The organism is Nesterenkonia salmonea (assembly GCF_005771525.1).
In the GTDB taxonomy this organism is placed as follows: Bacteria; Actinomycetota; Actinomycetes; order Actinomycetales; family Micrococcaceae; genus Nesterenkonia; species Nesterenkonia salmonea.
In genome coordinates this window covers 19,016-31,702 of record NZ_VAVZ01000005.1, presented here as the reverse complement: position 1 = coordinate 31,702, position 12,687 = coordinate 19,016, and the positions used below count along the sequence as shown (strand labels likewise).

The 12,687-nt window shown below is 61.2% G+C and carries 15 protein-coding genes; 9 read left to right on the top strand and 6 right to left on the bottom strand.

The features are described 5' to 3' along the window. Nucleotides 1–32 precede the first annotated feature (32 nt). The gene (gene galE / locus FEF26_RS02640; RefSeq protein WP_138251992.1) at nucleotides 33–983 is read left to right on the top strand and encodes a UDP-glucose 4-epimerase GalE; all 951 of its coding nucleotides are present in this window, start codon (nucleotides 33–35) and stop codon (nucleotides 981–983) included. Here the strand turns inward: galE and FEF26_RS02635 are convergent. From FEF26_RS02635 to FEF26_RS02625, 3 genes are read right to left on the bottom strand one after another with little or no spacing between them, the layout of a single operon-like run. Then, on the bottom strand, nucleotides 976–1,488 hold the full coding sequence (locus tag FEF26_RS02635) for a prepilin peptidase (protein ID WP_243730378.1): 513 nt from the start codon (nucleotides 1,486–1,488) through the stop codon (nucleotides 976–978). The genes galE and FEF26_RS02635 overlap by 8 nt on opposite strands. Nucleotides 1,489–1,495: 7 nt before the next feature. Beyond that, nucleotides 1,496–2,122: a carbonic anhydrase gene (locus FEF26_RS02630; RefSeq protein ID WP_138252064.1), complete on the bottom strand. Its 627-nt coding sequence runs from the start codon at nucleotides 2,120–2,122 to the stop codon at nucleotides 1,496–1,498. Next, the gene (locus tag FEF26_RS02625) at nucleotides 2,115–2,738 is read right to left on the bottom strand and encodes a DUF4245 domain-containing protein (RefSeq protein WP_138251990.1); all 624 of its coding nucleotides are present in this window, start codon (nucleotides 2,736–2,738) and stop codon (nucleotides 2,115–2,117) included. The genes FEF26_RS02630 and FEF26_RS02625 overlap by 8 nt, the downstream gene beginning before the upstream one ends. A 93-nt stretch (nucleotides 2,739–2,831) precedes the next feature. On the opposite strand from FEF26_RS02625, the gene glpX reads away from it, so the two are divergent. Together glpX and FEF26_RS15870 are read left to right on the top strand one after the other, a co-directional pair. Continuing rightward, nucleotides 2,832–3,872, top strand: coding sequence for a class II fructose-bisphosphatase (gene glpX / locus FEF26_RS02620; RefSeq protein ID WP_243730367.1), 1,041 nt, complete (start codon nucleotides 2,832–2,834; stop codon nucleotides 3,870–3,872). Between the two features lie 128 nt (nucleotides 3,873–4,000). After that, entirely contained in the window at nucleotides 4,001–4,255 is a 255-nt protein-coding gene (locus tag FEF26_RS15870; RefSeq protein WP_279536471.1) for an SDR family oxidoreductase, read from the top strand. 138 nt (nucleotides 4,256–4,393) lie between these two features. Here the strand turns inward: FEF26_RS15870 and FEF26_RS15865 are convergent, their stop codons facing one another. Both FEF26_RS15865 and FEF26_RS02610 read right to left on the bottom strand, forming a co-directional pair. After that, on the bottom strand, nucleotides 4,394–4,654 hold the full coding sequence (locus FEF26_RS15865; protein WP_208012828.1) for a hypothetical protein: 261 nt from the start codon (nucleotides 4,652–4,654) through the stop codon (nucleotides 4,394–4,396). 19 nt (nucleotides 4,655–4,673) lie between these two features. Next, entirely contained in the window at nucleotides 4,674–5,816 is a 1,143-nt protein-coding gene (locus tag FEF26_RS02610) for a S8 family serine peptidase (protein ID WP_138251988.1), read from the bottom strand. A gap of 195 nt (nucleotides 5,817–6,011) precedes the next feature. Here FEF26_RS02610 and FEF26_RS02605 point away from each other — a divergent pair, with 195 nt between their 5' ends. From FEF26_RS02605 to FEF26_RS02585, 5 genes are all read left to right on the top strand, one after another. Then, nucleotides 6,012–7,202 carry a 5-(carboxyamino)imidazole ribonucleotide synthase gene (locus FEF26_RS02605; RefSeq protein ID WP_243730377.1) on the top strand — a complete coding sequence of 397 codons (1,191 nt, stop codon included), beginning with the start codon at nucleotides 6,012–6,014 and terminating at the stop codon, nucleotides 7,200–7,202. Beyond that, complete coding sequence (gene purE, locus FEF26_RS02600; protein WP_138251986.1) at nucleotides 7,199–7,765, top strand: 5-(carboxyamino)imidazole ribonucleotide mutase; 567 nt, start codon at nucleotides 7,199–7,201, stop codon at nucleotides 7,763–7,765. The genes FEF26_RS02605 and purE overlap by 4 nt, the downstream gene beginning before the upstream one ends. Continuing rightward, complete coding sequence (locus FEF26_RS02595; protein ID WP_138252063.1) at nucleotides 7,765–9,420, top strand: LCP family protein; 1,656 nt, start codon at nucleotides 7,765–7,767, stop codon at nucleotides 9,418–9,420. The genes purE and FEF26_RS02595 overlap by 1 nt, the downstream gene beginning before the upstream one ends. A gap of 121 nt (nucleotides 9,421–9,541) precedes the next feature. Continuing rightward, nucleotides 9,542–10,675 (top strand): mannose-6-phosphate isomerase, class I, encoded by a 1,134-nt coding sequence (gene manA, locus FEF26_RS02590; RefSeq protein ID WP_138251985.1) that lies wholly within the window; start codon nucleotides 9,542–9,544, stop codon nucleotides 10,673–10,675. After that, nucleotides 10,672–11,196 carry a GtrA family protein gene (locus FEF26_RS02585; protein ID WP_138251984.1) on the top strand — a complete coding sequence of 175 codons (525 nt, stop codon included), beginning with the start codon at nucleotides 10,672–10,674 and terminating at the stop codon, nucleotides 11,194–11,196. The genes manA and FEF26_RS02585 overlap by 4 nt, the downstream gene beginning before the upstream one ends. On the opposite strand, the gene FEF26_RS02580 is transcribed toward FEF26_RS02585, so the two are convergent. Then, nucleotides 11,177–11,917 (bottom strand): TIGR03089 family protein, encoded by a 741-nt coding sequence (locus FEF26_RS02580; RefSeq protein ID WP_138251983.1) that lies wholly within the window; start codon nucleotides 11,915–11,917, stop codon nucleotides 11,177–11,179. The genes FEF26_RS02585 and FEF26_RS02580 overlap by 20 nt on opposite strands. Before the next feature lie 185 nt (nucleotides 11,918–12,102). Here FEF26_RS02580 and FEF26_RS16240 point away from each other — a divergent pair, with 185 nt between their 5' ends. Next, nucleotides 12,103–12,657 (top strand): WhiB family transcriptional regulator, encoded by a 555-nt coding sequence (locus tag FEF26_RS16240; protein ID WP_138251982.1) that lies wholly within the window; start codon nucleotides 12,103–12,105, stop codon nucleotides 12,655–12,657. Nucleotides 12,658–12,687: the final 30 nt, after the last annotated feature.

The following is a 12,687-nucleotide window of genomic DNA, read 5'->3' as shown; positions in this document are numbered from 1 at the left end:
ATCCACCTTACCGGCGCAGTAGGGTATGACTCGTGAAACTTCTTGTAACCGGCGGCGCCGGATATATCGGTGCAGTAGTGGCCCAACAGCTTCTGAACGACGGGCACTCCGTTGAGATTCTGGACAATCTCACCACCGGCCATGGGGATCTGGAACTTACGGGAGCGGTGTGGCATGAGGGGGACATCAGCGACGCCGGTGAAGTGCTGGACTCCACCTTTGACGGTGTGGTGCACCTAGCAGCGAAGTCCCTTGTGGGTGAATCCGTCGAACATCCGGAACGGTACTGGCACGGGAACATCGTGGCCTCGTTGCGGCTGCTAGATGCCATGCGTGCAGCAGGTGTGCCACGGATGGTGTTCTCATCCACTGCTGCGGTTTACGGCGAGCCCGGAGTGGATAAGATCACTGAGGACCTTCCGCCGCGGCCCACTAACCCCTATGGTGCGTCGAAACTGGCGATCGACCATATGCTCACCGCAGAGGCCCACGCCCACGGGCTCGCCGCAGTGAGTCTGCGGTACTTCAATGTGGCGGGTGCTTCGGGTGCCCTCAGAGAACGCCATGACCCCGAGACGCATCTCATCCCGAACATTCTTCGTGTGGCACTCGGTGAGAGCACGGAGGTAAAAATATTCGGCACGGACTATCCCACGAGGGACGGCACTGCGATCCGGGATTACATCCATGTGGTGGATCTCGCAGACGCTCATGTTCGAGCAGTACGCACCGCCACGGCAGGCAAGCATGCGGTGTACAACTTGGGTACCGGAACCGGAACCTCTGTTCGGGAGATCATCGATGCAGTCCGCGAGATTACCGGTCGTGAGGTCCCAGCAGCGGAATCTCCGCGGCGGGCCGGTGACCCGGCTGTACTCGTCGCTTCAGGAGATCGTGCCGCTGAAGAACTCGGGTGGCGTCCGCAGCGGGACATTCGTGAGATGGTCGCCGATGCGTGGAACGCCCTTCAGCAATTCAGCTGAGCACCAGGGCAGCTGCGGTGCCGAGGATGAGAAACGGGCCAAAAGCAATCCGGGACGACGACGTCGCACGCCTGGTCAGCAACAGCCACATCGAGACCAGCCCACCGAGCAGGAATGACAGCGCAACTCCAACGATGAAGACGTCCCAGCCCAGGAATCCGGTGTAGAGACCAAGCACCACAGACAGTTTCACATCACCCATACCAATTGAGGGCGGATGTAACATCCGCACCCCGAAAAACAGCAGCCCCCAGATCGCCCCAGCTGCCAGGGCGCGGCCCAATCCTGAGATGTCGCCCAGAAGGAATGTCACCAGGACGAGGAGCCCAGCGGTGAAACCGGCCCAAGGATAGACAATCCGGTTGGGCAGGCGGTGCTGCTGTACGTCAATGTAAGCCAGTGCTGTTGCGCAAACCCCGAAGACGAGACCGCCCAGGAGCAGAAGAATACCTGCCACCACCGGCGCCGCAGCCCCGGAGGAAAGCAGTTCGCCGATATAGGACATCACCGGTCTAGAGGTCTCCTACCTGTGAGACCACATCGGCCCGGCCCTCTTCGAGCCGGTACGTCACTCCGATGACGGCGGTGCGCCCCGCTCCGACGGCGTCATGGAGTACGCGGGAATGGTCAACCATCCGAAGAGCAGTCTGCTTGACGTGTTCTTCCACTGCATCGTTGACCGTGGCGTGTCCGGCCTTCTGGGCGCTGAGCACCGAAGGGAAGATTCTTTCGACGAGGTTGCGGACGTAGCCTGCGGGCAGGGTCCCTGTCTCTGCTGCCGTCAGCGTTGCCGACACAGCTCCACATGAATCGTGGCCCAGGACCACAATCAAGGGCACTTTAAGAACATCGACGCTGAACTCCAGAGAGCCCATGACGGCATCGTCAATGACTTGACCCGCAGTTCGCACCACAAAGACATCGCCTAGTCCTACATCAAAGATGATCTCGGCTGCCAAGCGAGAGTCCGAGCAGCCGAAAATGGCGGCCATGGGATGCTGAGATTCCGTCAATGAGGAGCGGCGGGCCGCATTCTGGTTGGGGTGGCGGACGTCTCCCTGGACAAAGCGGACGTTGCCCTGCCTCAGTAGTTCCCAAGCCTCAGCTGGGGTGGGCTGCTTTACTGCCTGCTCAGTCATCATTCTCCTCGGCGTCGTCGTGCTCAGGGATCTCCCGACCAATTGAGTCGAGGATGGCGTCCAAACCATCCTGGAACTCGGCGTCCTGGGTATCAGTGCTGATCACGACTGTGGTCCCGTCGATCGAGTTTTCCTCAGCGTCCAGCACATAGTAACGGCGGTCGCCCTCCTCACGGGTTTCCAGGGTCATCCCATCTGCGGTGATCGAACCAGTGGCAGGCGCCATGTTTGTCTCCGCGTTAACCCACGCAGGATTGGCGTGGTCCGTCTGCGCGAATCCCAGAAAATTGACATCCGGCGTGGTGTATCCGGCCTCCCACACTTCGACACCCTGCTCGGTTCGGGTTTCCCACCGTGCGTAGTTCGCCGTCCAGCCTTCAGGCACATCAGGGGCAATGGGGGAGTAGTCCGTGACATCATCCGTCCAAGCAGCGGCCTCATGAACGTCCTCGTCGCGGCTGTATGTCACATCCGGCTCAGGGTTGAGGAACCAGAAAACGGCCAAGATGCCGGAAAGTACGACCATGGTGATGATCATGCCCATCATGGGAGTGCGCAGGCGCTGAGCCTGAGAAGGGGTGATCTGTACGGGGCGCTCATCATTCACATTCACCATTCTCTCATTAGCGAGACGAGGGGCACCCGATATGCTGGTCCTCAGCCAGACATGGACGTCGGGCACATTCTGAAATCCGGAAGGTGGACCACAGTGACCGCAAACACTGAAGCCCAGCAGGACGATGACTACTCTCACCTGAGCCCGCGACTCGCTGTGGGGGACGATGAGCCCGACCGTAACCTGGCGCTGGAGCTGGTGCGAGTCACCGAGGCCGCTGCTATCGCCGGTGGCGCTTGGGTGGGGAAAGGTGACAAGAACGGTGCTGATGGGGCGGCAGTTGACGCGATGCGCTCGCTCTTGGACACCGTCAATCTCAATGGGGTGGTGGTCATCGGCGAGGGAGAGAAGGATGAAGCTCCCATGCTGTTCAACGGTGAACATGTCGGCAACGGCACCGGTCCTGAAGCGGATGTGGCTGTGGACCCCATCGACGGCACCCGTCTGACGGCCCTGGGCTATGACAATGCCCTGGCTGTGTTGGCGGTTGCTGAGCGCGGTTCCATGTTCGATCCTTCTGCCGTGTTCTACATGGACAAGCTCGTGACAGGGCCCGAGGCTGCCGATATGGTCGACCTGCGACTGCCCGTGAAACAGAATCTGCATTTGATCGCGAAAGCCACGGGAAAGAGTGTCGATCAGCTCAACGTATGCGTGCTTGACCGGCCTCGGCACTCAAAGCTCGTGGAGGAGATCCGCAGCGCTGGGGCCAGGACCCGCTTCATCATGGACGGTGACGTGGCCGGGGGAATTGCCGCGGCTCGCCCAGGCACTGGTGTTGACGTGCTGATGGGAACTGGTGGTACCCCTGAAGGTATTGTGACGGCGTGCGCCATTCGCGCCGTCGGCGGAGTTATCCAAGGCAGACTGGCGCCCAAGGATGATGAAGAGAAGCAGCGTGCCCTCGACGCTGGTCACGACGTGGACGAGGTCCTCACGACCAATGATCTGGTGAAGTCGGACAATTGCTACTTCGCAGCAACAGGCATCACCGATGGGGACCTGCTGCGTGGAGTCCGCTATGAGGGAGACCGGGTGACAACTCAATCGATCGTCATGCGTGCTCGGTCCGGCACTGTCCGGATTGTCCAAGCCGAGCACCGCCGCCGCAAATGGGAGTCCTACACTAAGTGAGCCTATGGAGGCTCGACTACCCAGCTGAGATGCCGTCACAGAGCTGCGGCGTCTCAGACTCCTCCAGCAGCTGCGCATGAGATGACCGCAGGGCAGAGTTTAGAATTGCCGCAGTCGGCGGTCCATGAATTGGGGGAGTTGCCGGTCGCTACCCACATCACCGATGTCACCAGTGGGCGCACGAGGGGGCGAGCAAGGCCGCCCAGTTGGGCTTTGTGCGCGCCTCGGCAACAAAGCTGACCCCACGGGGTGTCACGATCAACGCCGTGCTGCCCGGCAACTTCATGACTGAAGGGCTGGCGGATCTTGGGCAGGATTGGGTGGACGGTATGGCGGCCCCGATTCCGCAAGCGCGCCTGGGCTCGGTCGAAGACATTGGTTGAGCAGCCCTGTACTTCGCTTCACCACAGGCCGGCTACCTCCCCGGACAGACGCTTGTGGTCAACGGCGGTCAAGTCCTGCCCGAAGAACCGGGAGCTCTCGGCGCCATCAAGGTCCGTGCTCCACTGCACCCAGAAGGCTCATTGGACGGTGCTATCCGGCGGGCCGACGCCCCACCTCCGGGCGGCATCCACCGACGCCACGCCTTCAACAGCTGCAAGCGCCTGGCTCACAGCATCCTCCGCATCCTGCCCCGAGTCTGTTGCTCCGGTGACTTGACCCAGACTGCGTAGAACCCCGCTGGTGTGAAACCCAACCGATTCCAGGCTGAGGACCACATCATCGATGTATTCGACGTGCTCGTCGTCCACAGTGATGATCCATTCCTGGTGTGCCATCATCAGATGTCCTTCGCCGGGTTTACCAGCTGTTGGCGTCCGGAAGCTTCGCCAGCCCTGCACCCGCATCCTCTGAATCTTCGTGCTCGAGCGGCACTGCGTAGTCAATCAGAGCCTCCCACAGGGCTTCACCGCGTGAACCGGTGACTCCGGAGATCAGCGCAGCGATCCCGGATACATGAGGCGCTGCCATAGACGTTCCACTGATGCTGCGGTAGCGCTCCTCTCCAGGCCAAGCTGAATGAACGTCGACGCCCGGTGCGGTGACGTTGACCTCCCCACCATCATGGGAGGACGACCTCGCGGAGAAGTCAGCGGTGCGCAAGTCCTGCCCTACCGCTGCCACGGCCAGAATATGGGGGCTGTTCGCCGGAGCGCCGACGAACCCGGGGTTCCCGCCGTTGCGCTGGGCGTTGTTCCCTGCAGCGGCGATGATCAATGAACCCTGCTCCAGAGCCCGACGTCCTGCGGCGACATAGGGCGGATGGACGTCACGGACATCTGCCCCCAGAGACATAGAGATGATGTGGCACTCGTTCTGCAGGGTCCAGTCAATGCCGGCAAGGATTGAGGAGTCCGAGCCGGTTCCATCATCGCCCAAGACTTTCGCCACATACATCTCAGACTCTGGTGCCACCCCGTACCCGGGACCATAGTCGGACTGCCACGGCCCACAAGCGGTGCCCAGACAGTGCGTTCCATGCCCGTGAGCATCCTGTGGCCCCTCGTTCGGCACGAAAGACACAGCGATGACTCCGCGTGAAGAGAAGTCCGGATGGGCGGCGTCGAACCCCGTATCCAGAACCGCTACGCGGACACCTGCCCCGGAGTGATGACGCTCTATGGCGGAGCTGATACCGATCGTCTGCAGTCCCCAACTCAAATCGGATGTGTCGCGGTACGGGGGCTCTGCTGGTCCACTCGAGGCGGGGCCCTGGGAGATGGCATAGTACGTCAGTTCTGGAGTGAACGACACAGGACGACGCTGCTGACGACACCGACTGCTGAAACTCTCCATCTGCTCCGGCTCACCATCGACAACGCCGACTCCCAGCCGGGAGAAATAGGTGTCGGTGGAAAACCCGTGGCTCACCAGCAAGTCGGGGGCATCCGCCTGCAAAACACCGGCGTCAGCTGTATCAAAAGTCACCACATACCGCGTCATAGTTGATCGGTCCTTCCCTGGAGAGGTGGGTTCAACACCACGACACTAGAATGGTTGCCTCCACATTTGCCGTGTGCGTGCGGTCCCGACAGGTGTGGTGATTGCGGAATTGACCAGGGCTGTGCCACATAATGGGGGACTGTGAATACTTCTGTGCCGAAAATCGGAGTGCTGGGTGACGGTCAGCTGGCTCGCATGATGGCGCCTGCCGCTACTCACCTCGGCATAGAGCTTCACCTGCTCGCCGGGTCAGAGGGGTCATCGGCTGCTCAGGCCATACCCCACACCGTCATCGGCGACTATCGGAAAGTCCAGGATGTGCTCGCGTTCGCAGAGCGAATGGACGCCATGACCTTTGACCATGAGCATGTCCCCGCCGAGGTTCTGGCCGCTCTCGTCCAAGCTGGAACAACTCTGAACCCATCTCCGGACGCGCTCATCTACGCCCAGGACAAGCTGGCCATGCGGCGAGCCGTCGAAGAGCTCGGACTGCCCAACCCGCACTGGGCAGAAGTGCACAGCCCTGAGGACCTTGCAACCTTCGGCAATGCCGTCGGATGGCCCGTGGTGTTGAAGACACCACGTGGTGGGTACGACGGTAAGGGTGTGATGGTGCTCGACGATGCCGCATCAGTCAACGACCTCGCCGTCAGAACATGGTTCGAACGAGCACACGAAGAAAAGACTGGCCTCCTGGCGGAGCAGAAAATGCCCTTCACCAGGGAACTCTCAGCTCAGGTCGCCCGGCGGGCCTCCGGCGCGACCGCGGCCTACCCCGTGGTCGAATCAAATCAGACAGACGGCGTCTGCGATGAGGTCGTAGCTCCCGCCCCGCGCACCTCACCCGCTCATGTGGCGGAAGCCGAGCGAATCGCGACCCTGATCGCCGAGAAGCTCGGAGTCACTGGAATGCTCGCAGTGGAACTCTTCGAAATCGCTGAAGACGACGGCGGTGCCGGCGCGCCACCTGGCCTCTATGTGAACGAACTAGCCATGCGTCCGCACAACTCTGGTCACTGGACAATGGACGGATCCGTGACCAGCCAGTTCGAACAGCATCTGCGCGCAGTGCTGGACCTTCCACTCGGAGCGACGACCATCACGGGTGGAGCCGGCGGGTACGTCGTCATGAAGAATCTGCTCGGCGGGTCCAATCCAGATCTGCACTCCGCTCTTCCGGCAGCGATGCGACGCTCCGGAGCGTCTAAGATCCACATCTACGGCAAGGATCCCAAGCCTGGCCGCAAAGTCGGTCACGTGACAATCCTGTCGCAGACCAGTAAGCGCGATGAACCCTACGATGCCACACGTGCACGGCTGGCCAGGGTGCGCCAGAATGCTGCTGAGGTGGCGCACATCCTGACTGAAGGAGAGGCGCCACTATGACCTCCCCCTACGACCCGAGCGGACCGCAGGTCGGCATTGTGATGGGATCGAACTCCGACTGGCCTGTGATGAGGGCAGCCGCAGAAACACTGGACGAATTCGGCATCACCTTCGAAGCCGACGTCGTCTCTGCCCACAGGATGGCCGCCGAAATGATCGACTACGGCACCCAAGCCCATACCCGGGGCCTGCGAGTCATCATCGCTGGTGCTGGCGGTGCGGCCCATCTGCCAGGAATGCTGGCCTCCGTCACTCCGCTTCCCGTCATTGGTGTCCCTGTTCCCCTCAAATACCTCGACGGAATGGACTCGCTGCTCTCGATCGTGCAGATGCCAGCAGGTGTCCCGGTGGCCACAGTCTCAGTTGGGGGAGCGAGAAACGCCGGACTGTTGGCCGTGCGAACCCTGGCTGCCGGAACCGACCAGCAAGCTTCACACCTGCGCAGCAAGCTCATAGCCTTTCAATCAGACCTCGCCGCCCAGGCCCACGCCAAGGGTGAAGCGTTGCGCAGCGAGGCCGAGCACCTGGACACCTACCGGTCCAGAGGTGGACACCGCCCGTGATGACTCCAACCATCACTTACCACGAGTTTCAGGGGCAGAATGATGCTCTGCGGAACCCCCGCTCGGCCAGTGAGCGCGATCGAACCAAACGCGCCTGCCTGCTCACCCTGCTGACGCTCCTCGTGCCGGGAGGAGCCCAAGTCACCGTCGGCTCCCGGGCACTGGGTAGAATCGCGCTCGCAGTCACAGTGGCCTGTTGGTTCACCATACTGCTCGGACTCGCAATGTACTTCACCATGCGCTCCGTGCTCCTGAGCGCCCTGACTCAGCCTTTCATCATGTGGACAGCATCCCTTGTCCTAGCTGCCTTGGCTATCGGCTGGCTGCTTCTCTGGCTCGATACATTCCGTCTGATCCGGCTCGGTCAACTGGCTCCAGGATTAAAACCAATTCTTGTGGTCGCGATGGTCGCGCTGATGACGCTCACCTCAGGGGGGCTCGGATACGCCTCGCATATTGTCAACGAGGGGCGCCAAGCCCTTGCCGGGATCTTCAGTGGCGGTGCAGCGATACCCGCAGACGAAGGCCGCTACAACTTCCTCCTGCTCGGCGCCGACGCAGGTGAAGGACGCCAAGGTCTGCGGCCCGACTCCATCCACGTCGTCTCCGTCAATCAGTCCACAGCTGAGACCATCATCTTCTCCATCCCCCGCAATTTCCAGAACGCGCAGTTCAGCGAAGACTCACCCATGCGGGAGGTGTACCCCAACGGGTACAACTGCGGCAATGAGTGCATCATCAACTTCCTCTACACAGAAGTGCACAACTCCTACAGCCACCTTTACCCAGAGGCCGAGGTCCCAGGGGTCGAAGCCATGATGGACGCAGCCTCGGGAACCCTCGACTTGAACCTGCACGGCTATGTGATGGTGGACATGGACGGTTTCTCCGAACTCATTGACGCCATGGGAGGAATCACCGTTGAATCCGGTGGTTGGGTGCCCTACCGCGGCCGCCACCCCGAAACTAACCAGTGGGGCAACCGGTGGTTCGAACCCGGTACGCTCGAACTCGATGGTGACGATGCTCTTTCCTTCGCGCGTTCTCGGGAGCACAGCAACGACTATGCCCGTATCCAACGTCAGCAGTGCGTTCAGCAGGCCATGATCGGACAGTTCTCCCCACAGACGCTGCTGACTCGGTTCACTGAGATGATGACGGCGGGAGAGAACCTTGTTGATACCAACCTGCCGCAGTCTCAGTTGGGCAGTTTGCTCAGTCTCGCCGCGGATGCTCAAGATCACTCACCCCAGCGGCTGACGCTCGGTGCGCCAGACTTCGGGAGCTCAGGAGAGCTCTTCTCCACCTACCCCGACTTTGAGTTGATACATGCCCGGGTCGAGGAGCTCATCGCCCGTGAAGGGGACGGCTCCGAGGAGCCGGATTCCGATACCCAGGATGAGCCCGATACCAGCGATGATCAGGCGGCACCTGAAGAAGTCACTGAACCCCCTGGTCCCACCCCAGAACACAGCGATGAAGCCGTAGCCGGTGACGAGCCGGGGGAGGAACCGACCCCCGAACCCACAGAACTCACTCAGCCCGATGGATCAGCGCTGACCGAGCTGTACCTCATTGAGGCCCAGCAGCGCGGGGAAGTCGGCCTCCTCGAACAGGCCGCCACCGGCAACGGCGACTGCAGCCCAGCCGAGTAGCGTCACCGTCAGAACAACGGTTGCAGGCCTCGCTGCGACCTTCACCACACTTCGAGCCGCACAGGGCCAACCCGCGGGCTAGTTCCTGGGGTCCGCTGATAGAGTTTAAGCAGTGTTCAGAATGACAAATCCCATTCGCGACTATGCGTGGGGCTCAAAAACGGCTTTCAGTGAACTTTTCGGCTGGGTTGCATCGGCTAGTCCACAGGCCGAAATATGGATGGGATCCCACCCCGCTGATCCCTCGCGTCTTGAGACGGGGGAGACCCTCACTGATGTGCCTTTTATGGTCAAAGTTCTCGCCGCCGAAATACCCCTGTCCATCCAAGCCCACCCCACCCAGGAGCAAGCTCAGGCAGGCTTCGCTGCAGAGCAGGCAGCGGGTATCCCCGTAGACGCACCTGAGCGGACCTACCGCGATCCACACCACAAACCCGAGCTGGCGTTGGCACTGACTCCGTTCATCGCACTCTCCGGGTTCGACGATCCCGGAGCAGTCGTGGGCCGTCTCACCCAAGTGCAACGCCTCATCGCGGAAGGTGACCTCGCCATTGCCGTGGAGTCGCTGTGTGCGGATATTCTCAGGGACGACTATGCCACTGCTGTGCGCACCGCGTTGGAAGATCCCTCCGGTCTGCTGAGTGTCGCCGCTGAGGAACTAGCCATGCGAGACACCTCATCGCTGGAACCTGTTCTGGCCGACACCCTCAAACGCACTGGGGCAAGCTTCCCCGGTGACTCCAGTATTTTCGTCGCCCTGATGCTCCACCGTGTCGACCTTTCTCCGGGTGAAGCTATCTATGTGGCCCCGGGGACACTTCACGCCTACCTCCACGGCGCTGCCGTAGAGGTGCAGGCATGTTCGGATAATGTGCTGCGCGGCGGTCTGACATCCAAATTCATTGATGTCAACGGCCTTCTGAAAACCATGAACACTGCCCCACAGAATCCCCATATCGTCGAGCCCGTCCTCACCGGTTCGGGTATCCGTCGCTATGTGACCGAAGCTAAGGAGTTTCAACTGACTCAGATCGACTTCCCGGACGTGGGAATGGAATACCGCACTGATGGAGCCGGGCCAATGATCGCGCTCTGCACCTCCGGAGAACTTGCAGCAGGAGGGATCTCACTCTGTGCCGGCGAGTCGGCCTATATTGCCGATGGTTCGTCAGTGGTGCTGACTGCGGAGAATGCGCAGCTGCTCATCACCCAACCCCGCAGCCAGGACCCCGACTCCGTGGACGGTGACCTGTGATTGCCGATCTGTGGACACGAGGACTACGACTTTTCCAGGCATTGTGGCGCGAGTTAGCAAAATTCGGAGTAGTCGGGGCCGGTGCGTTCGTCATCGACTCCGCGGTATTCCTGTGGCTGATCACCGGGCCCATGGATGAATCTCATGTGAAGGCCAAAGCCATCGCCGTGGCCGTCGCCACACTTTTCTCTTGGATCGGGAACCGCTACTGGACCTTCCGGCATCAGCGCACTCGCACTCGGGTTCGTGAGCTGGGCATGTTCATCCTCATGAATGTGATCGGCCTGCTCATTATGTCTGGCTGCGTCGCCTTCAGCTTCTACGTTCTCGGGCTGCGCAGCGAACTGGCCTCATTCGTATCCGGCTCCATCATCGGCACGGGACTGGCCATGTGCTTCCGGTTCGTCGCCTATAAGCTCTGGGTCTTCACCGGAAACAACGAAGGTGACACCATTCGCGCCGCCGCCCACGCGGCCCCCTACACCGATGAGATTCCGCAGATCAGGGGATCTGCCCACTGAGGCCTTCGTTGCGGAGCATCTGCTCCCACATCTCCCCACCCTCGGCTCCGTGAAAGAGCACGACGACGCCGCCAGCCGCCCATGTGCCCACCATATGAGTGAAGCTGTGGGGGCCCCAATTACGAATCAGTACTGTGCTCTTCGCCGGGACAGTCTCTGACTGTGGCAGCTCAACGGCAGGTATCGGGCTCAGGAGCTGATCGGGGAATTGGCGAGCCTCAGCTGAGACATCGGTGACCCACGCGGGCAGCTCCACACCCGTAGCCTCCTGATATGACCCATCCAGCATGCCCAGTGACACCGCGGCGAGCTCAGCATCTCCCAGCTCTTCGTTGGCGACCCACTCCGTGGGCCGGTCTGTCACGACCAAATGAAGGTCGGGATTACTCTGGTCACCGTCTTCACGGGGCATATGCACCGCCGCCCCGACTGCTCCAGCCGCCAGAGCGACTGCCGCGGCTTTCCAATGGGGCGCCATATCCACCAACACCACATCATCTGTGGAGAGGTCATGCTCCTCGGTGAGTAGGCCGATCAGTTTCGTCGCCCAGTTCACCAGGACTTTGCCGGAGAGTTCGATCCGGCCTGACTCGGCACGCGGTGCTGAGCTTCCGTCGTAGTACACCAGCGCTGGCTGCGGCCGCGAGTCCAGAAAGCGAAGCAGCTCCCCAAACTCTGTCGGCGGTTTCTGCTGAGAACTTCCCAAGGTGAGTGGGCACATATCTGATCGTCCTCCTGATAGGGGCTGTCACCGCGGTCGTCCCACATAGCGCCCATTGAGCGTCGTCCAGTGCGACTCGCCGACGGCACTTGACGAATGTTTACTCACACCAGTGTAATTAGGGGCGAGACAAGGACCGTTACGAGTGTATAAGTGCAGGGAAAGAGCCGGGGGAGGCCCACAGTATGGGGAAGCCGCAGCGGCTGAGTGAAATCGGCCCCGAGCAGGACCAAAAATCTGTCCGCAGCAGCGGACTCGACGTGCCGCCAGACTGGTTCGTCGATCCGGCTGACCCAACAGCAGCAGAGAAACTTGAACACGGCACCGCGTTGGAGAACCAGGCGACTGCCTTCCTCGCAGCCGCTGAGGCGGCAGAAGCCGAGGCTCACGGTACGGTGACTGCCCTGAGTGAGGCGCCTTCCCGCCGCACCCAGGCCAGCCCCGGAACGAGCACCGCCGAATCTGTCGAATCGGTCTGGCTGGGCATTCCGACGCTTGTGCCGGCGGAGCAGGTGGAAGGCGAACTCTCCTGGCAGGTTGATGCCCTGTGCGCTCAGACTGACCCGGAGGCGTTCTTCCCGGAGAAGGGCGGGTCCACCCGCGACGCCAAAAAAGTTTGCGGTGCCTGCAACGTCAAGCAGGAATGCCTGGACTACGCATTGGCCAATGACGAACGATTCGGCATCTGGGGCGGGCTCTCCGAGCGGGAGCGTCGGAAGTTGAAGAGGCGAGCTCGCTGACGTGATGCTCACAGACCCCTTGGGCGCCGC